Here is a 960-nt window from a genome sequence, read left to right as displayed (position 1 = left end):
TGCTCTTGCATTAATCTCTGCAAGCGCTCGGGATAAAAAAAATCTTCTGGACGCAAATCTATCCCATGATCACGTGCGTAGGTTAAAATTTTTTGCTGGTGCTTTGCTGGTATAAAACTATGCCATCTAGAAACAGACGACACATCTCTTTGCACTATGGTTGCTACAGTTTTGAAACCACCTAAATATTTTATGATTAATCTCGAAGGCATATGTAATCTCCATAACAGCGCAATAAATAATTGCACTTTTTACATATGTCAACAAAAAATGCACCTTTCACATTTTTGCATTTTACGTATTTTTAAGGATAATGTTTAGATTATGAGTAGCAATATTGAAAAAAGCATCCAACAATGGCTAGAAAAAAAATTAAACGAGCGCGGACACGGTGCTCAAATAGAATTAGCAGCCTACTTGGGAATCCATCAATCCACTATAAGCAGAATGATTAATCCTTACAAAAATGGGAAATCAAGAAGTATTAGTATTGGAGAATTAGTTAAAATAGCCGAGTTTTTTAACGAACCCCCCCCAAATTTCTTCAATGATGTTGATCAAGAGTTTATGAATTTTTATCGTGATCTTTCTGAAGAAAACAAAAAGTCTGTGATTTTATATATTGAGTTTTTAAGGCAATCAAAAGATAAGTAATAGTTTCCTTTTCTTTCTGAGAAAACCCTTTTAAAAGATTAGAATCTTGTTCCGCTATTTGCATTTTGTATCTCCATAAATTGTGGATAGTGCATTTTTAAAAAAAACATACCTAACATAAATATGCACTTTTTACATTTTTATGTTGACACTTGCACTTTTTACATATAATCACTCCATATCTTAGAAAATAACTTTTGCCAATAGGCTGTATGGAGGCATTTGTGAAAAAACCAGTGTTTATCAATTCTGATGAAATTCTCTTAGTCATCTGCGAAAATGAAGAACAAAATCTCGCTAAATCTG

Annotated in this window: 2 protein-coding genes; one reads left to right on the top strand and one right to left on the bottom strand. The window is 32.4% G+C overall.

Annotation, left to right across the window (positions count from 1 at the left end):
* Positions 1 to 212 (bottom strand): hypothetical protein (locus ACFINC_RS09950; protein WP_375617108.1); only part of this gene is annotated, 212 nt, incomplete at its 3' end.
* Between the two features lie 112 nt (positions 213 to 324).
* Between ACFINC_RS09950 and ACFINC_RS09945 the strand changes: the two genes are divergently transcribed.
* A complete protein-coding gene (locus ACFINC_RS09945; protein ID WP_156851527.1) occupies positions 325 to 654 on the top strand; it encodes a helix-turn-helix domain-containing protein in 330 nt (109 codons plus the stop codon).
* Positions 655 to 960: the final 306 nt, after the last annotated feature.

Origin of the sequence: Bartonella sp. AP58NXGY, assembly GCF_042195785.1 — a bacterium.
GTDB lineage: Bacteria > Pseudomonadota > Alphaproteobacteria > Rhizobiales > Rhizobiaceae > Bartonella.
The sequence above is the reverse complement of the archived record's forward strand: the minus strand, read 5'-3'. Positions and strand labels throughout refer to the sequence as shown.

Excerpts from the sequence above, each read along its gene's own strand:
- ACFINC_RS09945 (WP_156851527.1), top strand. The coding sequence starts at position 325 with ATGAGTAGCAATATTGAAAAAAGCATCCAACAATGGCTAGAAAAAAAA.